This is a genomic window from Streptomyces sp. GDS52, from assembly GCF_052246875.1.
Taxonomy (GTDB): Bacteria; Actinomycetota; Actinomycetes; order Streptomycetales; family Streptomycetaceae; genus Streptomyces; species Streptomyces cathayae.
This window is the reverse complement of the sequence record NZ_CM125966.1, coordinates 5,754,951-5,775,984: the sequence shown is the minus strand read 5'-3', so window position 1 is coordinate 5,775,984 and position 21,034 is coordinate 5,754,951. Positions and strand designations below refer to the sequence as shown.

Below are 21,034 nucleotides of genomic sequence, written 5' to 3'. Positions count from 1 at the left end.
CGTTTCCCCATGGCCGATGCCCCCACCGGCAAGGTGACCTTCGTCGGTGCCGGCCCCGGCGCCGCCGATCTGCTGACGTTGCGCGCCGCGCGCGCGATCGCCGAGGCCGACATCGTGATCTGGGCCGCCAGCCTGGTCCAGGCGGAGGTCCTCGAGCATGCGCGGGAGGACGCCGAGGTCCTCGACTCGGCGACGATGTCGCTGGAGGACGTCGTGGCCGTGTACGAGCGGGCCCGCGCTCAGGGGCTGCGGGTGGCCAGGATCCACTCCGGGGACCCTGCGCTCTGGGGCGGCACGCAGGAGCAGCTCGACCGGTGCGTGGAGCTCGGCATCACGACCGAGATCGTGCCGGGTGTGTCGTCCTTCTCCGCCGTCGCGGCGCTGGCGCAGCGGGAGTTGACCATTCCCGAGGTGGCGCAGTCCGTGGTGCTGACCCGGCTCGGCGGCGGCAAGACGCCGATGCCGCCCGGGGAGGAGGTCCGCGAGTTCGCGCGGCACGGCACCACCATGGCGATCTTCCTGTCGGCCGCGCGCAGCGGGCAGCTGGTGCGGGAGCTGCTGGAGGGCGGCTATCCGACGAGCACGCCGGTGGTGGTCGCGTACCAGGCGACCTGGCCGGAGGAGCTGGTCGTGAAGTGCACGATCGGCACGCTGGAGGAGACGGTCAAGGAGCACAAGCTCTGGAAGCACACGCTGTTCCTGGTCGGTCCCGCCCTCGACGCGCGCGGCACCCGCTCGCACCTGTACCACCCGGGTCACTTCCACGGCTACCGCAAGGCCGACCCCGAGGCCCGCAGGGCGCTGCGCACCCGGGGTGCGAGCACGTGATCACGGTCGTCGGCACGGGGACCGGGGCGCCGGTCGAGGAGGCCGTGCTCGCCGGGGCGGAGCTCGTGGTGGGCGGGCGGCGGCACCTGGACGCCGTGCGGCTGCCCGAGGGGGCCGAGCGGGTCGTCCTCGGGGCGCTGGCTCCCGCGCTGGACACCGTGGGGAAGTACGTCGCCGAGGAGCGTCCGGTGGTCGTGCTGGCCTCCGGTGACCCGGGGTTCTTCGGGATCGTGCGGGCGCTGGCCGAGCGGTTCGGGTCCGAGCTGCTGGACGTGCGGCCGGGTGTCTCCTCCGTCGCCACCGCCTTCGCGCGGGTCGGGTTGCCCTGGGACGACGCCGTGGTGGTCAGCGCGCACGGCCGGGATCCGCGGACGGCCGTCAACCTGTGCCGGGCCCACCCGAAGGTCGCCGTGCTGACGGGGCCGGGGGCCGGTCCGGCGGAGCTGGGGGCGGCGCTGGCCCGGCACTCCCTGGGCCGGGTGCTGGTCGTCGCCTCCGCGCTGGGCGATCCCGGGCGGGAGCGGGTGGAGCGGGTCACGCCCGCCGCCGCGGCGGCACGGGACTGGGGTCCGGCGGTCAGCGTCGTGCTGTGCCTGGACGAGTCGCGGGGTCTCGGTCCCGTACGGACCGTCGCGGGCGCCGGTACGCCGCCCGCCGGCTGGGCGCTGGACGAGGCGGGGTTCGCCCACCGGGACTCGATGATCACCAAGTTCGAGGTGCGGGCGCTGGCGCTGGCCCGGCTCGGGCCGCGCCCCGGCGAACTGGTGTGGGACGTGGGCGCGGGTTCGGGGTCCGTGGCCGTGGAGTGCGCCCGGCTGGGCGCCGCCGTGACCGCGGTGGAGAAGACCGCGGACGGGGTGGGGCGGATCCGTGCCAACGCCCTCGCGCACGGGGTGGACGTACACGTGGTGCACGGGGAGGCGCCGACCGTGCTGTCCGATCTCGAGGACCCCGACGCCGTGTTCGTCGGCGGGGGCGGGCGGGAGCTGCCCGCCATCGTCACCGCGTGTGCGCGGCGGGCGCGGCGCACGGTCGTCGTCGCCCTGGCCGCCCTGGACCGGGTGCCGGCCGTGCGCGAGGCGCTGGCCGGTGCCGGCTTCACCTGCGACGGGGTGCTGTTGCAGTCGTCGCGGCTGGCGCCGCTGCCCGGGGACGTGACCCGGCTGGCGGCGGCCAATCCCGTTTTCCTGCTGTGGGGTTCCAGACCCCCGGCACGTACCGACATCGAAGGAGCCCCTCAGTGATCGGCCTCATCTCCGCCACCGCGGCGGGAGCCGCCGCGCGGGACCGACTGGCCGCCGCGTGGCCGGACCGTACGCGGGTGTACGAGGGTCCCGTCGGGGACGCCGTACGGGCCGCGTTCGCGCAGTGCGAGCAGCTCGTGTGCTTTCTCGCCACGGGTGCCGTGGTGCGGCTGGTGGCACCGCTGCTGGACGACAAGGCGAGCGACCCGGGCGTGGTCTGTGTCGACGAGGGCGGCCGGTTCGCGGTCTCCCTGGTGGGCGGGCACGGCGGCGGGGCGAACGATCTCGCGCGTGGGGTCGCCGAGGTGCTGGGCGCCGAGCCGGTGGTGACCACGGCGACCGACGCGGCGGGGCTGCCCGGCCTGGACACGCTGGGCTTCCCGGTGGAGGGGGACGTGGCCGCCGTGTCGCGCGCCCTGCTGGACGGTGAGCCGGTGGCGCTGCGCGCCGACGTGGTCTGGCCGCTGCCCCCGCTGCCGGTCGCGGACGAGGGTGCGTACACGATCCGTCTCACGGACCGGCTGGTCGGGGCGGGGCCGCGGGAGGCGGTCCTCCGGCCGCCCACCCTGGTGGTCGGGGTGGGTGCCTCGAAGGGCGCCCCCGTCGAGGAGGTCCTCGCGCTGGTCGAGGGCGCCCTGCGGGAGGCCGGTCTGTCGGCCGCGTCGCTCGCCGAACTGGCCACCGTGGACGCGAAGTCCGAGGAGCCCGGCATCGTGGAGGCGGCCCGGCGGCTGGGTGTGCCGCTGGTGGCGTACCCCGCCGGGGAGCTGGCGCGCGTCGAGGTGCCGAACCCCTCCGACGCGCCGCTCGCCGCCGTGGGCACCCCGTCGGTGGCGGAGGCCGCGGCGCTGGTGCGCGGGGGTGAACTCCTGGTGCCCAAGCGGAAGTCGGAGCGTGCGGACGGGCAGCCGGCCATGGCGACCTGTGCCGTCGTACGGCGGCCGGGGCGCGGGCGGCTCGCGGTGGTCGGGCTCGGGCCGGGGGCCCGGGACCTGCTGACCCCGCGGGCGAGGGCGGAACTGCGGGGCGCGTCCGTGCTGGTGGGTCTCGACCAGTACGTCGACCAGATCCGCGATCTGCTGCGGCCCGGCACCCGGGTCCTGGAGTCCGGGCTCGGTGCGGAGGAGGAGCGGGCCCGCACGGCGGTCGAGGAGGCCCGCCGGGGGCAGGCGGTCGCGCTGATCGGCAGTGGGGACGCGGGCGTGTACGCCATGGCCTCCCCGGCGCTCGCCGAGGCGTCCGACGACATCGACGTGGTCGGGGTGCCGGGGGTGACGGCGGCGCTGGCGGCCGGGGCGATCCTGGGCGCGCCGCTGGGCCACGACCACGTGTCGATCAGTCTGTCCGATCTGCACACGCCGTGGGAGGTCATCGAGCGGCGGGTGCGGGCGGCGGCCGAGGCGGACCTCGTGGTGACGTTCTACAACCCGCGCAGCCGGGGCCGTGACTGGCAGCTGCCGAAGGCGCTGGCGATCCTCGCCGGGCACCGGGAGCCGACGACGCCGGTGGGTGTCGTCCGGAACGCGTCCCGCGTCGACGAGTCCAGTCGCCTGACCACGCTCGCCGCGCTCGACCCGGCGACGGTCGACATGATGACGGTCGTGACCGTGGGCAACACGGCGACCCGTGAGATCGCGGGGCGCATGGTCACCCCGCGCGGCTACCGCTGGCAGGAGGAGTCCCGGTGAGGCGTGTGGTCCATCCCATCGAGCAGGAGTCCTTCCGCCGGTTGCGCGCCCGGCTGGACACCGGGCACTTCCCGCCGCTGACCCGGGCGGTCGTGGAGCGGGTCATCCACTCCTCGGCCGATCTGGCGTACGCGGACGATCTCGTCATGGACGAGGGCGAACTGGCGAAGGCGCACGCGGTGCTGCACGCCGGGGCGCCCGTCGTGGTGGACGTGGAGATGGTCGCGGCCGGGATCACCCGGCGCGGGACCGTCTGCCGTCTCAAGGACGCCGAGGCCGGGCCCGAACTCACGCGTTCGGCGCACGCGATGCGCCTGGCGTACGAGGAGGTCGGCCCCGGGGCGCTGTGGGTGATCGGCTGCGCGCCGACCGCCCTGGAGGAGCTGCTGACCCTGGACGCCTCCCCCGCGCTCGTCATCGGGCTGCCCGTCGGTTTCGTCGGAGCGGCCGAGTCCAAGGCCGCGTTGCGCGAGAGCGGACTGCCCGCGGTGAGCAACGTGTCCGAGAAGGGCGGTTCGGCGGTCGCCGCAGCCGCGCTCAACGCCCTGCTGTACCACCCCACTTCACTTGAGGAGACCTTGTGACCACCCCGCCCGCCCTGATCGTCGCCGGACACGGCACCCGGGACGACGCCGGAGCTCAGGCGTTCCGCGACTTCGTGAAGGAGTTGGGGCGCCGTCACCCCGAACTGCCGGTCGCGGGCGGCTTCATCGAGCTGTCCCCGCCGCCGCTGGGCGAGGCCGTCGCCGAGCTGGTCGGCCAGGGGGTGCGGCGATTCGCCGCCGTGCCGCTGATGCTGGTGTCCGCCGGGCACGCCAAGGGCGACATCCCGGCGGCGCTGGCCCGTGAGAAGGAGCGTCACCCCGGGATCTCGTACAGCTACGGCCGTCCGCTGGGCCCGCACCCCGCCCTGCTGAACGTGCTGGAGCGGCGGCTTCGGCAGGCGGTGGATCCCTCCTGGGACCCCGCCGAGGTGACGGTGCTGCTGGTGGGGCGCGGTTCGACGGACCCGGACGCCAACGCCGAGGTGTTCAAGGCAGCGCGGCTGCTGTGGGAGGGGCGCGGCTACGGGGCCGTGGAGACGGCGTTCGTGTCGCTGGCGGCGCCGGACGTGCCGAGCGGGCTCGACCGGTGCGCGCGGCTCGGCGCCCGGCGGATCGTCGTCCTGCCGTACTTCCTGTTCACCGGCATCCTGCCGGACCGGGTGCGGCACCAGACCGAGCAGTGGGCGGCGGCGCACCCGAAGACGGAGGTGCGGTCGGCGGACGTCATCGGGCCGGAGCCGGAGCTGCTGGACCTGGTGATGGAGCGGTACACGGAGGCCGTGCAGGGCGATCTGCGGATGAACTGCGACAGCTGCGTGTACCGGATCGCGCTGCCGGGCTTCGAGGACAAGGTCGGGGCGCCGCAGCAGCCGCACTTCCACCCGGACGACGACGGCCACCACCATCACGGGCACCACGGGCACGGTCACGCGCACTCCCATGCGCACTGAACCGGAGGCCGCCGCACCGACGGCGGTGCACGACCTGCGGCACCACGGGGACGCCGAGGTCCGTGACGACGGCGCCGCGCTGGTCGACCTCGCCGTGAACGTCCGCGCGGACACGCCCCCGGCGTGGCTGCGGGAGCGCATCGCCGCCTCGCTCACCGGTCTCGCCGCCTACCCGGACGGGCGGGCGGCGCGGGCGGCGGTGGCGGCGCGGCACGGGCTGCCGGTGGAGCGGGTGCTGCTGACGGCGGGGGCGGCGGAGGCGTTCGTGCTGCTGGCGCGGGCGGTGCCGGTGCGCCGGCCGGTGGTGGTGCATCCGCAGTTCACGGAGCCGGAGGCGGCCCTGCGGGACGCGGGGCACACCGTCGAGCGGGTGCTGCTCCGCGCGCAGGACGGTTTCCGGCTGGATCCGGCGATGGTCCCCGAGGACGCGGACCTGGTGGTGATCGGCAACCCGACGAACCCGACGTCGGTGCTGCACCCGGCCGCGGCGATCGCCCGACTGGCCCGCCCCGGGCGGTTGTTGGTCGTGGACGAGGCGTTCCTGGACGCGGTGCCGGACGAGCGGGAGGCGCTGGCCGGCCGGACGGACGTACCGGGCCTGGTGGTCCTGCGCAGCCTCACCAAGACGTGGGGGCTGGCGGGGCTGCGCATCGGTTACGTCCTGGCCGCGCCAAAGACCGTCACGGCACTGGAGCGGGCGCAGCCCCTGTGGCCGGTGTCCACCCCCGCACTGGCGGCGGCCGAGGCGTGCGTGGGGGCCGGGGCGCTGGCGGAGGCGGCCGGGGCGGCCCACCGCATCGCCGCGGACCGGTCCCATCTGCTCGCGGGGCTGGAAAAGTTCGCCGCGCACGGCCTGAGTGTCGTGCGTCCCGCCGAGGCCCCGTTCGTGCTGCTCCGGCTGGAGCACGCGAGTGCCGTACGCCACCGGCTCCGCGACCTCGGCTTCGCGGTGCGCCGCGGAGACACCTTCCCGGGGCTGGACGAGCGGTGGCTGCGCCTCGCGGTACGCGACCGGCGGACCACGGACGCGTTCCTGGGGGCCCTGGAGCGGGCGCTGGACGCGGGCTGACCTGCCCTCCCCGCGCGGCCCGCGGGGAGGGAGCGGCCGTCGGTGTGTCCCGGTGGGTACGGCGGGGACCGGCGGTGGGAGCGCCGGTCCCCGTCGACATACCGGTGTACCGATGTACCGGTGTACCGGTGTGCTGGTATGCCGGTGTCCGGCGTCAGGTGCGGCGGCCCCGGCGGGAGAGGGCGACTCCCGCGCCGCCCGCCGCGAGGAGCACGACGGCGGCGCCCGCGACGTACGGGGTCGTCGAGTCGCTGCCCGTCTCGGCCAGGTCCGCCCCGGCCGCCTTCTCGGCGGAGGCCGCCTGTCCGGCCCGCGCGCCCTGGGGCTGCACGTCGGCGGTCCTGGACTCCTCGGACTCCGCCGACGCCGCCTGCTTCCCGGCCTGGGCGGCGGGCTCATCGGCCGAAGCGTCCGGAGCGGCGGGGACCTCGGCCGGAGCCGCCTGCTGCCCGGCCGGGGCGTCGGACTGCCCGGCCGGGGCGCCGGGCTTCTCAGCCTGGGCTGCGGGCTGCTCGGCCGGGGCGCCGGGGGCCTCGCACTTCGCTTCGGCCAGGGTGACGGTGCCGTCGACCTCGGCGACGTTCAGCTTCAGCGGGTCGACGGCAACCTCGAGCCGGAGCGCGGTGGCGGCGGCGGTGCGGGACGTGGTCTCCGTCCTGGACAGGTCCAGGCGGACCTTGCCGACGCCCGGCACCGTGACCTCGGTGGTGCCCTCGGAGGTCAACCTGACGCGTTTGCCGAGCACGGTCACCGAGCCGGGCAGGGTGACCGAGGCGAGCGGGGTCCGGCCGGTCTCGCAGACGGCCCTGGAGGTGACCTTCTCGAGCTCGATCAGCGACAGCAGCGGCAGTCCGGGCACATGGACCCGGGCCTTGGCGAGGGTGGTGGAGGACTCGGCCCGGTTCCCCTCCACCGTCGCCTTCGCGTCGGCCACCTCCGCGCGCAGCACGCTGAAGGGGCGGCCCTTGTCGACGCCCTCCAGGTCCGCGGTGAGGAGGGTCTTCTGGGCGCTCTGCGGCGCACGGACCTCGTTGAGGGAGACGGTGAGCGGGGCGTTCACGCTCTTGTCGAGCAGGGCCACGTCGAACCCGGCGCGCAGGACGGCCGCACTCGCGCTGCCGTGTTCCCCGGTGGCCTGCGCGGGACCCGCTCCGGCCAGCGCCGCAGGACCTGCGGCGAGGACGGTGGCCGCGGCGACGGCGGACCAACGGCGTGCGGGCATGCGGAAGTTGGTGCTGTTCAAGGTGGTGGGACCCCCATGAGACGTAAGTGGGACCCGGAAAGAATGACCGTCCCGGGAGACGACCGTCAGCGATCCGAGGACACTTCACTCCTTCGTGGCGGGTCCGCCGACACATTCGAATCCTGGGGCACGACTGTTCCCCACCACCGCCCACACGTCACCCGGTGGGCGGGTTTCGCCCGCCGGGCAGCGGTTCCTAGCCGACCACGCGCCCGTTCAGTACCACCCGGCGCGGGTCGGCGAGCACCCGCACGTCCGCGCGCGGGTCGGACGCGTAGACCACGAGGTCGGCCGGGGCGCCCTCCTCCAGGCCGGGGCGGCCGAGCCAGGCCCGGGCGGCCCAGGTGCCGGCCGCGAGGGCGTCGACGGGCGGGATGCCGGCGGTGACCAGTTCGGCGACCTCGGCCGCCGCCAGGCCGTGCGGGAGGGTGCCGCCCGCGTCCGTGCCGACGAAGACCGGGATGCCGGCGTCGTAGGCGGAGCGCACGGTGTCGTAGCGGCGTTCGTGGAGCCGGCGGAGGTGGGCCGACCAGCGCGGGAACTTGGACTCGCCGCCGTCGGCCAGGCCGGGGAAGGTGGCGATGTTGACGAGGGTCGGGACGATCGCCACGCCCCGTTCGGCGAACAGCGGGATGGTGTCGTCGGTCAGGCCCGTCGCGTGCTCGACGCAGTCGATGCCGGCCTCGACCAGGTCCCGCAGGGAGTCCTCGGCGAAGCAGTGCGCGGTGACGCGGGCGCCCAGCCGGTGCGCCTCGGCGATCGCCGCCTCGACGGCGCCGCGCGGCCAGCAGGCCGACAGGTCGCCCAGGTCGCGGTCGATCCAGTCGCCGACGAGTTTGACCCAGCCGTCGCCCTGCCGGGCCTCCTGGGCGACGTAGGCGACGAGGTCGTCGGGTTCGACCTCCCAGGCGTAGTCGCGGATGTAGCGGCGGGTGCGGGCGATGTGCCGGCCGGCCCGGATGATCTTCGGGAGGTCGTCGCGGTCGTCGATCCAGCGGGTGTCGGAGGGTGAGCCCGCGTCCCGCAGCAGCAGGGCGCCGGCGTCGCGGTCGGTGAGCGCCTGCTTCTCCGCGGCCTCGGCGGGGACCGCGCCGTGCCGGTCGAGGCCCACATGGCAGTGGGCGTCGACCAGGCCGGGCAGCACCCAGCCCTCGACGGTCCGGACGTCCCGGGCGGTGCCGGGGCGGTCGTAGGAGATCCGCCCGTCGACCACCCACAGCTCGTCGCGGACCTGGTTCTCGTCCGGCCCGACGAGGATCCGGCCCTTCACGTGCAGCACCGCGCGTTCGCTCATACACCGCACCCTATTGAACCCTCCCCCAGCTGAAGCAGGGGGATTCCTGGCTCAAGCAGCTCATTCACTCAGCAAGCGAACGAGTCTGACGCTCTCAGCACCAGCCGGGACGGAACCTGCCCGGTTGCCCATTCAAGACAAAGGAGTTGAGCGTGCTTGGCTCTCGCGACGCACGGCGCTCAGCCTACCCGGCCATCCGGGCGGTCTTTCACCTTTTGGGCGAAATCCCGTTCCCTGTCCTGCTCCGCAGGACTCCGATTCATCCCCCGACTGAAGCCGGAAGCGTCCTCGGAGGTTTCCAGTGAGCCGCCACCCGGACGGGCCCACCCGGTCCGGGGTCTCCGCCTCCCCGTCCGGCCGGGGAATCCGGCGTCGGACGGGCTCCCGTACGCTCGCACGTGTACCCCCACGACCTCGTGCAGGCACGCCCTCGTGGCGGCACGAGGGCGTGAAGCCGCGATCTGGAGAGAGCACCGCCGTGAGCACCCACCCCTTCCTCGGTCTGGCCCCGCTGAGCGCCCCGCACTTCGCCTCGATCGAGGACCGCGTGGCACGGCTGCTGCGCACCACGCAGGACGTCGTGATCATGCAGGGTGAGGCGCTGCTGCCGCTGGAGGGCGCGATCCGCGCGGCCGCGGGCCCCGGCACGACCGCCCTGAACGTCGTCACGGGCCCCTACGGGCAGACCTTCGGAAACTGGCTGCGGGACTGCGGCGCCACGGTGATCGACCTGGCGGTGCCGTTCCACACCGCGGTGACGGCCGGGCAGATCCGCGAGGCGTTCGCCGGACATCCGGAGATCGACTTCGTCTCCCTGGTGCACGCGGAGGCGGCCACCGGGAACACCAACCCGGTCGCGGAGATCGGCGAGGCGGTGCGGGAGCACGGGGCGCTGTTCTACCTGGACGCGGTGGCGTCGGTCGGGGCGGAGCCGGTGCTGCCGGACGCGTGGGGCGTGGACCTGTGCGTGATCGGGGCGCAGAAGGCGATGGGCGGTCCGGCGGGCGTGTCGGCGGTGTCGGTGAGCGAGCGGGCGTGGGCCCGGATGGCGGCGAACCCGCGGGCGCCGCGCCGCTCGTACCTGTCGCTGCTGGACTGGAAGGAGCGCTGGATCGACGGGGGCCGTACGGCGCTGCCGCACGCGCCGGCCCAGTTGGAGATGCTGGCGCTTCAGGCGTGCGTGGAGCGCATCGAGGCGGTGGGCCTGGACACGGTGACGGGGCGGCATGCGGCGGCCGCCGCGGCGACGCGGGCGGGGGCGCTCGCGCTGGGCGGCGGCCTGGTGCCGTACGTCCACGAGGCGTCCGAGGCGGCTCCGGTCGCCACGACCCTGCGGGCCCCGTCGGGCACGGTGGCCGCGGAGCTGGTGGCCCGCGCCCTGGCCGTGGACCCGGCGCTCCCGCTGGCCGCGGGGGGCGGGGCACTGGCCAAGGAGATGATCCGCGTCAACCACTACGGCTCCGACGCGACCCGGGGCGCGGTACGCGCGAGCCTGGCGGCGCTGGGCACCGCGCTGGCGGGGCAGGGCCTGACGGTGGACGTGCAGGGCGCCCTGAGCGCGGCCGACGACGCCTGGCGGTGAGCCCCGCGCGGGACGGCTCCGGAGCGGAGCGGGAGTGTGCCGGCGGCGCGACGGGGACATGAGCGGCCGACCGGCCACGGGTGACCGAATCGCGAATTCCACAGGATTACCGGAAGTAATCAGGGGCACTATTGCCCGGCATTCTCCCGCTTATTTCAATACAATCTTCCAGAGCAGCTTCCCACGTTCTTCTGCCCGCTTTTCTCGAACCTAAACGCACCGATTCAGCGGGGCGTGAAGCGGCACATCCGGGGCCCCCTCACGGGAGTTACGTACTTGTGACCAGCTCCACAGCGCGACCGATTTGCGCCTTGTATTCACTGCAAAACGGGGCATCTCGCCGAGGTCCCGCTTGCGGCTTCACGCCCGCGCGATAACATAGTTCAAGCCACCAGGTAACCCCGGCAGCCGATGCATTTTCGAATTTACCTGGGTAAGTTGAATTCACATGACTGCCGCTCAAGCAGACCCGCAGATCGACCGCCCCGCCCTGGCGGACGGAGCCGCATTGTGGCGGATAGCGAGGGACTCGAAAACCCTCGACCTGAACTCGTCGTACAGCTATCTCCTGTGGTGCCGGGACTTCGCCGCCACATCGGCCGTCGCACGCGACGCCGGCGGGGAGCCGATCGGCTTCGTCACCGGCTACCTGCGGCCGGACAGCCCGCACACCCTGCTCGTCTGGCAGGTCGCGGTGGACGAGGCGCACCGGGGCCGTGGTCTGGCCGCCGCTCTGCTCGACGGTCTGGTCGCACGGACCACCACGGAACACGGAGTGAACACCGTGGAGACCACCATCACCCCGGGGAACACCGCCTCCGAGCGTCTGTTCACCGCGTTCGCCGAACGCCACGGCGCCCGGCTGGAGCGCGAGGTGCTGTTCGAGGCCGACCGGTTCCCCGACGGACCGCACGACCCCGAGGTGCTGTACCGCATCGGTCCCCTCACCCCCTGACCTCCGGCCCCGCGCACGAAGAAGTGCGTCACTCCGCCGATCCCGACTCCCTACGACCTCCCACGCCATCGAGGAGCGATTCGTCGTGACCATCACCCAGCCCGATCTGAGCGTCTTCGAGACCCTTGAGTCCGAGGTGCGCAGCTACTGCCGTGGCTGGCCCACCGTCTTCGACCGCGCACACGGCAGCCACATGTACGACGAGGACGGCCACGAGTACCTCGACTTCTTCGCCGGAGCCGGTTCACTCAACTACGGCCACAACAACCCCGTACTGAAACGGGCGCTGATCGACTATCTGGAGCGGGACGGCGTCACCCACGGGCTCGACATGTCGACGACGGCCAAACGCGCGTTCCTGGAGTCCTTCCAGAACTGGATCCTGCGCCCGCGCGACCTGCCGTACAAGGTCATGTTCCCGGGCCCGACGGGCACCAACGCCGTCGAGTCGGCACTGAAGCTGGCCCGGAAGGTGAAGGGGCGCGAGTCGATCGTGTCGTTCACCAACGCCTTCCACGGCATGTCGCTGGGCTCCCTCGCCGTGACCGGCAACGCCTTCAAGCGGGCCGGGGCCGGTATCCCGCTGGTGCACGGCACGCCCATGCCGTTCGACAACTACTTCGACGGCACGGTCGAGGACTTCCTGTGGTTCGAGCGGCTGCTGGAGGACCAGGGCTCCGGCCTCAACAAGCCGGCCGCCGTGATCGTCGAGACCGTGCAGGGCGAGGGCGGCATCAACGTCGCCCGGCCCCAGTGGCTGCGCGCCCTGTCCGAGCTGTGCGCACGCCAGGACATGCTGCTCATCGTCGACGACATTCAGATGGGCTGCGGCCGCACCGGCGCCTTCTTCTCCTTCGAGGAGGCGGGCATCACCCCGGACATCGTCACCGTGTCCAAGTCGATCAGCGGCTACGGCCTGCCCATGGCGCTGACCCTGTTCAAGCCCGAGCTGGACGTCTGGGAGCCGGGCGAGCACAACGGCACCTTCCGCGGCAACAACCCGGCCTTCGTCACGGCGACCGCCGCCCTGGAGGCCTACTGGGCCGACGGGTCGGCGATGGAGAAGCAGACCCGTTCGCGCGGCGAGCAGGTCGAGCAGTCACTGGTCGCCATCGCCGAGGAGAACCGCGCCGACGTGAAGGAGTACCGCGGTCGCGGGCTGGTGTGGGGCATGGAGTTCCACGACAAGGAGCGCGCGGGGCGGATCGCCGCGCGGGCCTTCCAGCTCGGGCTGCTGATCGAGACCTCCGGCCCGGAGAGCGAGGTCGTCAAACTCCTCCCGGCCCTGACCATCACCCCGGACGAGCTGGACGAAGGGCTGAGGACGCTGGCCCGCGCCGTCCGCGAGACCGCCTGAACCGGCCCGAACCGCCTGGGCCGCCTGAACCGCCCGAACCGCCTGTCGAACCGTCCGGGCCCCGGCTTCGGCCCGGGGTCCGGACGGCCCGCAGGCACCGTCACCACCGTCACCATGACCAAGGAGGCATCGCAGCACCGTGATTGTCCGTTCCTTCAAGGAGCTCGAGGGCACCGACCGACACGTGAAGTCCGCGTCGGGCACCTGGGAGAGCAAGCGCATCGTCCTCGCCAAGGAGAACGTCGGGTTCTCCTTGCACGAGACCGTCCTGTACGCCGGTACGGAGACGTCGATGTGGTACGCCAACCACATCGAGGCCGTCGTCTGTGTGGAGGGAGAGGCAGAGCTCACCGACCACGACTCCGGGCTGACGCACACGATCACGCCCGGGACCATGTACCTCCTCGACGGGCACGAGAAGCACACGCTGCGGGTGAAGAAGGACTTCCGCTGCATCTGCGTCTTCAATCCGCCCGTGACCGGACGGGAGGACCACGACGAGAACGGCGTATACCCGCTGCTCACCGAGGAGGTGTGAGGTTCCATGACCACCGTGACCCCCAGCACCGAGACGCACGTCCCCGACCTCTATCCCACCCGCGGCTCGGCCGAGGTCATCACCCCGCGGCAGGACCCGGTCGTCTGGGGCGCCCCGGACGCGCCCGGCCCGATCACGCCGGCCGACCTCGGGTCGTTCGAGCGTGACGGCTTCCTCGCCGTCGATCGGCTGATCGCCGAGGACGAGGTCGCCGTCTACCGGGACGAGCTGAACCGGCTGGTCGCCGACCCGGCGATCCGGGCCGACGAGCGGTCGATCGTCGAACCGCAGTCCAAGGAGATCCGCTCGGTCTTCGAGGTCCACCGGATCAGCGAGGTGTTCGCACGGCTGGTCCGCGACGAGCGGGTGGTCGGCCGGGCCCGGCAGATCCTCGGCTCGGACGTGTACGTCCACCAGTCCCGGATCAACGTCAAGCCGGGCTTCGGGGCCAGTGGCTTCTACTGGCACTCGGACTTCGAGACCTGGCACGCCGAGGACGGTCTGCCGCGGATGCGGACGGTGTCCGTGTCGATCGCGCTGACCGAGAACTTCGACACCAACGGCGGGCTCATGATCATGCCGGGGTCGCACAAGACGTTCCTCGGGTGTGCGGGGGCCACACCGAAGGACAACTACAAGAAGTCGCTGCAGATGCAGGACGCGGGCACCCCCTCCGACGAGGGACTGACCGCGCTGGCGTCCGAGTACGGCATCAGGCTGTTCACCGGCGCGGCCGGCTCGGCGACGTGGTTCGACTGCAACGCCATGCACGGCTCCGGGGACAACATCACGCCGTTCCCGCGCAGCAATGTGTTCATCGTGTTCAACAGCGTCGACAACACGGCCGTCGAGCCGTTCGCGGCGCCGATCCGGCGTCCCGAGTACATCGGGGCACGGGACTTCACACCGGTGAGGTGAGCGCGGAACCTGGAGCAGCGGGACCTGGAACAGGTGCCGCGAACGCGTGACGTGCGCGCCGCGACTGCGGGCCGGTCCTCCTCGTGCGGTAGGGGAGGCACCGGCCTGCTGCCGTGTGCGGGACCGGGCCGGTGCGGGGCCCCGGCCTGCTCAGCCGGACAGTCAGCCGGACAGGACGTCCAGCAGCCGGTCCACGTCGGACGGGGTGTTGTAGAGGTGGAAGGACGCCCGCAGATGGCCGGCCCGGTCGGACAGAGTGAGGCCGGCCCGGTCCAACTCGGCCTCGAGACGGCCCAGTTCCGGCACGGAGACGATGGCCGAGCCGGGTGCAGGCACGGGCTCGTGGCCCAGCGCGGCGAGCCCCGCCCGGAAGCGGTCGGCGAGGGCGAGGTCATGGGCGTGGATCGTCTCCACACCGATCTCCTCGACGAGTTCGAGGGAGGCGCGCAGTCCCGCGTAGGTGAACAGGGCCGGGCTCACGTCGAACCGGCGGGCCGAGCAGGCGAGTTCGGTGACGGGCCCGTAGCAGCTGTCCCAGGGCCTCTCCGCCGCGACCCACCCCGCCTGCACCGGGGTCAGCCCACCGAAGTCCTCCGGCACGACGAGGAAGGCCGCCCCGTGCGGGCCGAGCAGCCACTTGTGGACGATGGAGACGGAGTAGTCGTGGGCGCCGGCCTCGACCGGCAGCCAGCCGGCCGCCTGGGAGAAGTCGACGTAGGTGCGCGCGCCGTGCTCCCCGGCCGCCTCCCGCAGCGCCGGCAGATCGGCGATCCGGCCGTCGGCGGACTGCACGGCGCTCACCGCGACCAGGGCGGTGTCCGGACGGACGGACCCGGCGAGCCGCTCCAGGGGGACGGCCCGCACCTTGAGGTCCCCGCGTACGTGGAACGGATTGAGCACCGAGGCGAAGTCGCCTTCGACGGTGAGGACTTCGGCGCCCGGCGGCAGTGCGGCCGCGATCAGCCCGGTGCAGAGAGCGGCGGTGGCGCCGGCCGCCACGCGCTCGACGGGGACGCCGGCCAGCCGGGCGTAGGCGGCCCGGCACGCCTCGACGTCGTCGAACAGCGGATCCAGCGGGCCGCCCTCGGCCCTCAGCCGCACGGCCTCCTCGAGGGCGGTCACCGTACGCGCGGGCAGCAGGCCGCTGCTCGCGGTGTTCAGGAAGGTGTTCTTCGGGGTGAACTCGGCACGGACGAGGTTCGCGAAGGTCTCCATGGGCCCACTCTGCGGTCCCGGATCCTCCCCGTCCACCGGCTTTCGGGCCCGTCCGGCGCGGTCAGCTCTGCGGGACCGCGCAGCCGTCGGGGCCGCAGGCCTCCGCGTCGCCGTCGACGATCTTCAGCGGCGACCGCTCGCCCCACGCCTGGGTCAGCGCCTGGGTGAACACCTCGGCGGGCTGGGCGCCGGAGACGCCGTACGTGCGGTCGAGGACGAAGAAGGGCACGCCCCGCGCACCGAGTTCCGCGGCTTCCCGCTGGTCCTCGCGCACCTCGGCGGCGTACGCGTCCGGGTCGGCGAGGACCGCGCGGGCGGCGTCGGTGTCGAGGCCGGCGGTGGTGGCGAGTTCGAGGAGGCGTGCGTCGTCGCCGAAGACGGACCGCTCCTCGGCGAAGTTCGCCCGGTAGAGGAGGTCGAGCAGTTCCACCTGGCGGCCCTGGGTGCGGGCGAAGTGCAGCAGGCGGTGCATGTCGAAGGTGGCTCCGTGGTCGCGGCCCCGGGTGCGGTACGGCAGTCCCTCGGCCTCGGCCTGCGCGCCGAGGTTGTCCTCACCGGCCTCGGCCTGTGCCTGGCTCATGCCGTACTTCTTGGTCAGCATCGTGAGCACGGGCTGGATGTCGTCCTTGGCCCGGCCGGGGTCCAGCTCGAAGGAGCGGTGCACCACCTCGACGTCGTCACGGTGCGGGAACTCGCCGAGCGCCTTCTCGAACCGCGCCTTGCCGACATAACACCAGGGGCACGCGATGTCCGACCAGATTTCGACACGCATCGTTCAGGCACTCTCCCGGTCGTGGGGACACGGAGACTCCCTCCGCTGCCTGCGTGAACGTTCAACCAGTGGGGTTCATTCCCCCGGCACGGCGAAGCACAGGTGGAGGTGGTGGTCGTCCTCGGCGGGCGGACGCCCCGGGTCCGGGATCCAGCCCCGGCGGGTGTAGAAGGCCTGGGCCCGCCGGTTGTCGGCGTGCACCTCGAGCACGGCGGTCCGCCGTCCGTTCGCCCGCCACTCCTCGACGCAGGCGGTGTGCAGGGCCGTGCCGATGCCGGCGCGCCACTGGCCCGGGTCGACGTGGAACTGGAACAGCTTGACCGTGTCGGCGGGAGCGCCCGGCGGGGTGCGGAACGAGGCGATGCCGGCCAGGTGGCCGTCCCGCACCGCGCACAGCACCTGCCCGTCGGGGTGCTCGACGGCCTCCCGCCAGCGCGCCGGCCAGTCGGTGCCGTCCTCGGGGAGGCCGTCCGGGTAGTACGTGGACCGGGCGCGCAGGTGCAGCGCGGCGATGTCCGCGGCCTCGGCCGCCAGGGCCGTCCTGATCACCAAGGAGTCCACGGTCCGGTGCGATTCGATCATGCACTGCAGGACGTTCCCCGGCGGGCGGTGGTTCCCGGTGGGCCGGCCTCCGCCGCGTTCCGTCGCGGGGGCCCGTCCGGCGGATCCTGCCGGACGGGCCCTGCGTACCGTGCCGTGCCGGGTGCGCGCTCAGCGCTCCAGGCCGCCGTTGAAGCGGCGGGGCAGTTTCTGCGGGTTGTCGTCGCGCAGTTCCGGCGGCAGGAGGGCGGCCGGGCTGTTCTGGTAGGCGACGGGACGCAGCCAGCGCTCGATGGCGGTGCCGCCGACCGAGGTGGAGGTGGAGGTGGTCGCCGGGTACGGGCCGCCGTGGTGCTGGGCCGGGGCGACCGCGACACCGGTCGGCCAGGCGTTGACGAGCACCCGGCCAGCGAGCGGGGTCAGTTCGGCGAGGATCTCCGCGCCCCGGCCCTGTCCGGCGCCCTCCTCCTCGGACAGGTGGACGGTGGCGGTGAGGTTGCCGGGGAGGCGGGTCAGGACGGAGCGGACCTCGGTGTCGTCCTCGTAGCGGACCACGACGGTGACCGGTCCGAAGCACTCCTCCAGCAGCAGGTCGTGCTCGCCCTCCGTGGCGAGCCTGCTCGCCGGGACGGTGAGGAACCCGGCGCTGACCGTGTGCTCGCCGCCCGCGCCCGGGGTCACCGGGGACTCCACGTCGGGCAGTTGGGCGCGCTCGGCGACCCCGGCGACGAAGTTGTCGCGCATCCGGTGGTCGAGCAGGACGCCGGCGTCGGCGGCGCTGACGGCGTCGGTCAGGGACGTGACGAGGCGGTCGCCGGCCGCGCCCGCCGGGGCCAGGACGAGGCCCGGCTTGACGCAGAACTGGCCGACGCCCAGCGTCATCGAACCGGCGAGACCGGCCCCGATCGCCTCGGCGCGCTCGGCGGCGGCGGCCTCGGTGACCAGGACCGGGTTCAGGGAGCCCAGCTCGCCGTGGAACGGGATCGGGACCGGGCGGGCGGCCGCCGCGTCGAAGAGGGCGCGTCCGCCGCGCACCGAGCCGGTGAAGCCGGCCGCCGCGACCAGCGGGTGCCGGACCAGTTCGACGCCGGCCTCGAAACCGTGCACCAGGCCGAGCACGCCCTCGGGGATGTCATGCCGGGCCGCCGCGCGGCGCAGCACCCTGGCGACCAGCTCGGACAGGCCCGGGTGGTCGGGGTGGGCCTTGACGACCACCGGGCAGCCGGCCGCGAGCGCGCTCGCGGTGTCGCCGCCGGGGACGGAGAAGGCGAAGGGGAAGTTGGAGGCCGAGTAGACGGCGACGACCCCCAGCGGGACCTTGTAGCGGCGCAGGTCCGGGACGGGCGGGGTCGCGGTGTCGTCGGGGTGGTCGATGACGACGTCGAGGAAGGCGCCCTCCTCGACGATGCCGGCGAAGGCCCGCAACTGGTAGCAGGTGCGGGCGAGTTCGCCGGTCAGCCGGACCGGGCCGAGGGCGGTCTCGGCGTCGGCGGCCTCGACGAGCCGGTCCCTGGCCGCCTCGAGTTCGTCGGCGGCACTGCGCAGGAAGGCCGCGCGGACGATGCGGTCGGCCAGGGCGCCCCGCGCGTCGTGCGCGGCCCGGACGGCGGCGTCCACCTCCTGAACCGTGGCCTCCACCGCGACCTGTTCCCGCTGCTTCCCGGTACGGGGGTCGACGCTCCAGACTGGTGCTGCTGCCACCGCGAGTCCCTCCACTTGACTGCCGCCCACAATGCCGGAGTATGTACGTCACCCATCGGCGGCGTTCGATATACTGAACACTGTCTCTGATGATGAATGTGCTGCTGGAGACTATAACTTCAGCTTCTCGTCGAACGAAGGGTCAAGGGCATGTCGGCTGGCGAGACGGGCGGCGGCGCACAGGTCAAGTCCGCGGTGCGGACCGTTGAACTGCTCGAGTACTTCGCCGGACGCCCCGGTATGCACTCCCTGGCGGCGGTCCAGGAGGCCGTCGGCTACCCCAAGTCCAGCCTCTACATGCTGCTGCGCACCCTCGTCGACCTCGGCTGGGTGGAGACGGACGCGACGGGCACCCGGTACGGCATCGGCGTGCGGGCGCTGCTCGTGGGCACGTCCTACATCGACGGCGACGAGGTGGTGGCGGCGGCCCGTCCCACCCTGGACCGGCTCTCGGACGACACCACGGAGACCATCCACCTGGCCCGGCTCGACGGCACCAACGTCGTCTATCTGGCCACCCGGCAGTCGCAGCACTACCTGCGCCCCTTCACCCGGGTCGGCCGCCGGCTGCCCGCGCACTCGACGTCGCTCGGCAAGGCGCTGCTGAGCACGTACCCGGACGAGCAGGTGCGCAAGATGCTCCCGCAGACGCTGCCCGCCCTCACCGAGAACACCATCACGGACCGGGAGAAGCTCATCGAGGAGCTGCACCAGGTGCGCGAGCAGGGCTTCGCCGTGGACCGCGAGGAGAACACGCTCGGGCTGCGCTGCTTCGGGGTGGCGATCCCCTACCGCACGCCCGCGCGGGACGCGATCAGCTGCTCGGTGCCGGTCGCCCGGCTCACCCCCGCACACGAACAGATGGTCAAGGACGCCCTGTTCGACGCGCGCGACCGGCTGACCCTGGCCACCCGGAGGCTCTGACCGCACGGGCGGCCCCGCGCGCGGGGCCGCCGCGGGGTACGGATTCCGGTGACGACGGGCCGTCCACCGTTCGACCCGTCACACAGTCCCCTGGACGATCACTGCTACGCTCCGGAACCCGCACGGCCGACCCCTGACATGCGCGTGTCGTCCACAGGGCACGCACCGTCACATCCCTGGGCTCGCCCGGCATTCGACACCGCTGCGAGGGGAGGTGGCCCGTGGGTGCGCTCGTCGACGACGCCGCCTCCGTGGAGTTCCACGCCTTCTTCGAGCGTCACTACGCCGAACTGTCCCGTCTGGCCTGGCTGCTGACGGGCGAGGCGGACGCCGCCGACGACCTGGCCGCGGACGCGCTGCTGGCCCTGTGGCACCGCTGGGACCGGGTGCGCGCCGCCGAGCATCCGGTGGCGTACGCGCGGGGCGTGGTCGCCAACATGGCGCGTACCCGCATCCGCGGCGCGGTGCGCGAGCGGCGCCGGATCGCCCTGTTCTGGCCGCAGCGTGAGGAGCGGGTCGAGAATCCGGACGTCGCGGGCGTGCTGGATGTGCGGGAGGCGTTGCGCAGACTGCCGTTCCGCAAGCGGGCGTGTGTGGTGCTGCGGCACGCCTTCGACCTGTCGGAGAAGGACACCGCGCTGGCCCTGGGCGTCTCGGTGGGTACGGTGAAGAGCCAGACCTCGAAGGGGATGGCCGAACTGCAGCGGCTGCTGGGCACGGCGGAGGTGCCCCGAAGGGTGCACGCCGCGGCGGGGCACCCGGGGAAGCCCGCCGGCGAGGACACGGGAAGGGACCGATGACGATGCGGCGGGACGTGCACGAGGAGCTGCGCGCCCGGCTGCACGAGACGGCCGGGGAGCACGAGCCCGACCGGGAGCGCATCCTGGCCCGGGTCGAACGCGGCATGGCCCGGCCGGCCCGGCCCGGCCGCCGGGCCACCCGCCCTCCGGTGCTCGGGTGGATCCGGGTGGCGGGCACGACGGCCGCGGTCGCCGGAGTGCTCGCGGCGGGCGGCTTCGCGGTCGCGTCCGTGGTGACGGGCGAGGAGCCTCCCGCACAGCGAAAGGTGGCGGTCTCGCCGGCACCGGAGCCCACACCGTCGCCGGACGCGACGAGCCGGGCGCTCCTGCCGCCGGCGCAGCCGTCGACGGGCCCCCCGAAGGAGACCGGCGAGCCGGGCTCGGCACCGGCCCGGACCCCGGGGACGGAGACGCCCACGACGAAGGCACCGGGGACCACGCCTCAGCCCCGAGGCGTCGAGGACGGGCCGCTGTGGTCGGACGGCTCGGTGGACCGGCACAGCAACGAGTTCTGGGCGCAGAGCAACATCACCCTGAAGACCACCGAGCCGCTGACCGCGCTCACCGTGGAGCTGCGGATCGCGCAGACCGGCGGGGTCTCCTCCACGGGCGCCTGGCGTTCCCTGCCCGAGGAGGACTTCCTGCTGACCACCGACGAGCGGGACGGCTTCCTCGTCCACACCTGGACCCTCAAAGAGGGGCGCACCGTCACGCCGGGCGAGTGGGTCTTCGCGGGGCAGTACGACCACGCGCGCGGCGGCCGGGACGCCGGGGGCGACACGTACACCGCGACGGCCGCCACCGGCTCCGAACGGCTTCTGGTGGGCGGCGACTTCGCGGCCCGGGACGACTGACGCGCGGTGCGGTTCCC

General features: G+C 73.4%; 20 protein-coding genes. 14 read left to right on the top strand and 6 right to left on the bottom strand.

Features of this window, described 5'->3' with window-relative positions; all coding sequences use genetic code 11:
• The first annotated feature begins 9 nt into the window (after positions 1-9).
• The 6 genes from cobM to cobC are packed head-to-tail and all read left to right on the top strand — an operon-like array spanning position 10 to position 6,324.
• Positions 10-828, top strand: coding sequence for a precorrin-4 C(11)-methyltransferase (gene cobM / locus ACTWJ9_RS26330; RefSeq protein WP_279336753.1), 819 nt, complete (start codon positions 10-12; stop codon positions 826-828).
• Complete coding sequence (gene cbiE / locus ACTWJ9_RS26325; protein ID WP_387037206.1) at positions 825-2,072, top strand: precorrin-6y C5,15-methyltransferase (decarboxylating) subunit CbiE; 1,248 nt, start codon at positions 825-827, stop codon at positions 2,070-2,072. Before cobM ends, cbiE begins: the two co-directional genes overlap by 4 nt.
• The gene (gene cobJ, locus ACTWJ9_RS26320; protein WP_443294844.1) at positions 2,069-3,760 is read left to right on the top strand and encodes a precorrin-3B C(17)-methyltransferase; all 1,692 of its coding nucleotides are present in this window, start codon (positions 2,069-2,071) and stop codon (positions 3,758-3,760) included. The genes cbiE and cobJ overlap by 4 nt, the downstream gene beginning before the upstream one ends.
• The gene (locus ACTWJ9_RS26315; protein WP_279336750.1) at positions 3,757-4,344 is read left to right on the top strand and encodes a precorrin-8X methylmutase; all 588 of its coding nucleotides are present in this window, start codon (positions 3,757-3,759) and stop codon (positions 4,342-4,344) included. The genes cobJ and ACTWJ9_RS26315 overlap by 4 nt, the downstream gene beginning before the upstream one ends.
• Positions 4,341-5,255 (top strand): sirohydrochlorin chelatase, encoded by a 915-nt coding sequence (locus ACTWJ9_RS26310; protein WP_279336749.1) that lies wholly within the window; start codon positions 4,341-4,343, stop codon positions 5,253-5,255. The genes ACTWJ9_RS26315 and ACTWJ9_RS26310 overlap by 4 nt, the downstream gene beginning before the upstream one ends.
• The gene (cobC, locus tag ACTWJ9_RS26305; RefSeq protein WP_443294843.1) at positions 5,245-6,324 is read left to right on the top strand and encodes an Rv2231c family pyridoxal phosphate-dependent protein CobC; all 1,080 of its coding nucleotides are present in this window, start codon (positions 5,245-5,247) and stop codon (positions 6,322-6,324) included. Before ACTWJ9_RS26310 ends, cobC begins: the two co-directional genes overlap by 11 nt.
• Positions 6,325-6,478: 154 nt before the next feature.
• On the opposite strand, the gene ACTWJ9_RS26300 is transcribed toward cobC, so the two are convergent.
• Both ACTWJ9_RS26300 and ACTWJ9_RS26295 read right to left on the bottom strand, forming a co-directional pair.
• Complete coding sequence (locus ACTWJ9_RS26300; protein WP_443294842.1) at positions 6,479-7,567, bottom strand: SCO1860 family LAETG-anchored protein; 1,089 nt, start codon at positions 7,565-7,567, stop codon at positions 6,479-6,481.
• A 196-nt stretch (positions 7,568-7,763) separates the two neighbouring features.
• A complete protein-coding gene (locus tag ACTWJ9_RS26295; protein WP_443294840.1) occupies positions 7,764-8,861 on the bottom strand; it encodes an amidohydrolase family protein in 1,098 nt (365 codons plus the stop codon).
• Positions 8,862-9,339: 478 nt separating this feature from the next.
• On the opposite strand from ACTWJ9_RS26295, the gene ACTWJ9_RS26290 reads away from it, so the two are divergent.
• From ACTWJ9_RS26290 to thpD, 5 genes are all read left to right on the top strand, one after another.
• The gene (locus ACTWJ9_RS26290) at positions 9,340-10,443 is read left to right on the top strand and encodes a pyridoxal-phosphate-dependent aminotransferase family protein (protein ID WP_279336745.1); all 1,104 of its coding nucleotides are present in this window, start codon (positions 9,340-9,342) and stop codon (positions 10,441-10,443) included.
• A 448-nt stretch (positions 10,444-10,891) separates the two neighbouring features.
• The gene (gene ectA / locus ACTWJ9_RS26285; RefSeq protein WP_443294839.1) at positions 10,892-11,398 is read left to right on the top strand and encodes a diaminobutyrate acetyltransferase; all 507 of its coding nucleotides are present in this window, start codon (positions 10,892-10,894) and stop codon (positions 11,396-11,398) included.
• Between the two features lie 85 nt (positions 11,399-11,483).
• Complete coding sequence (gene ectB / locus ACTWJ9_RS26280) at positions 11,484-12,755, top strand: diaminobutyrate--2-oxoglutarate transaminase (protein ID WP_279336743.1); 1,272 nt, start codon at positions 11,484-11,486, stop codon at positions 12,753-12,755.
• Positions 12,756-12,894: 139 nt separating this feature from the next.
• A complete protein-coding gene (locus tag ACTWJ9_RS26275; protein ID WP_055627584.1) occupies positions 12,895-13,293 on the top strand; it encodes an ectoine synthase in 399 nt (132 codons plus the stop codon).
• A gap of 6 nt (positions 13,294-13,299) precedes the next feature.
• A complete protein-coding gene (thpD, locus tag ACTWJ9_RS26270) occupies positions 13,300-14,211 on the top strand; it encodes an ectoine hydroxylase (protein ID WP_279336741.1) in 912 nt (303 codons plus the stop codon).
• Between the two features lie 162 nt (positions 14,212-14,373).
• On the opposite strand, the gene ACTWJ9_RS26265 is transcribed toward thpD, so the two are convergent.
• From ACTWJ9_RS26265 to ACTWJ9_RS26250, 4 genes are all read right to left on the bottom strand, one after another.
• Positions 14,374-15,426, bottom strand: a complete 1,053-nt coding sequence (locus ACTWJ9_RS26265; RefSeq protein ID WP_443294838.1) for an aminotransferase class V-fold PLP-dependent enzyme — start codon at positions 15,424-15,426, stop codon at positions 14,374-14,376.
• Positions 15,427-15,487: 61 nt separating this feature from the next.
• Entirely contained in the window at positions 15,488-16,198 is a 711-nt protein-coding gene (locus tag ACTWJ9_RS26260; RefSeq protein ID WP_279336739.1) for a DsbA family oxidoreductase, read from the bottom strand.
• Positions 16,199-16,273: 75 nt separating this feature from the next.
• Positions 16,274-16,780, bottom strand: a complete 507-nt coding sequence (locus tag ACTWJ9_RS26255) for a GNAT family N-acetyltransferase (RefSeq protein ID WP_279336738.1) — start codon at positions 16,778-16,780, stop codon at positions 16,274-16,276.
• Positions 16,781-16,909: 129 nt separating this feature from the next.
• Positions 16,910-18,439 (bottom strand): aldehyde dehydrogenase (NADP(+)), encoded by a 1,530-nt coding sequence (locus ACTWJ9_RS26250; protein ID WP_443294837.1) that lies wholly within the window; start codon positions 18,437-18,439, stop codon positions 16,910-16,912.
• A 150-nt stretch (positions 18,440-18,589) separates the two neighbouring features.
• Between ACTWJ9_RS26250 and ACTWJ9_RS26245 the strand changes: the two genes are divergently transcribed.
• From ACTWJ9_RS26245 to ACTWJ9_RS26235, 3 genes are all read left to right on the top strand, one after another.
• Complete coding sequence (locus ACTWJ9_RS26245; RefSeq protein WP_279336736.1) at positions 18,590-19,363, top strand: IclR family transcriptional regulator; 774 nt, start codon at positions 18,590-18,592, stop codon at positions 19,361-19,363.
• A 221-nt stretch (positions 19,364-19,584) separates the two neighbouring features.
• Positions 19,585-20,163: a SigE family RNA polymerase sigma factor gene (locus ACTWJ9_RS26240; RefSeq protein ID WP_279336735.1), complete on the top strand. Its 579-nt coding sequence runs from the start codon at positions 19,585-19,587 to the stop codon at positions 20,161-20,163.
• On the top strand, positions 20,160-21,017 hold the full coding sequence (locus ACTWJ9_RS26235; protein WP_387037227.1) for a hypothetical protein: 858 nt from the start codon (positions 20,160-20,162) through the stop codon (positions 21,015-21,017). The genes ACTWJ9_RS26240 and ACTWJ9_RS26235 overlap by 4 nt, the downstream gene beginning before the upstream one ends.
• Positions 21,018-21,034: the final 17 nt, after the last annotated feature.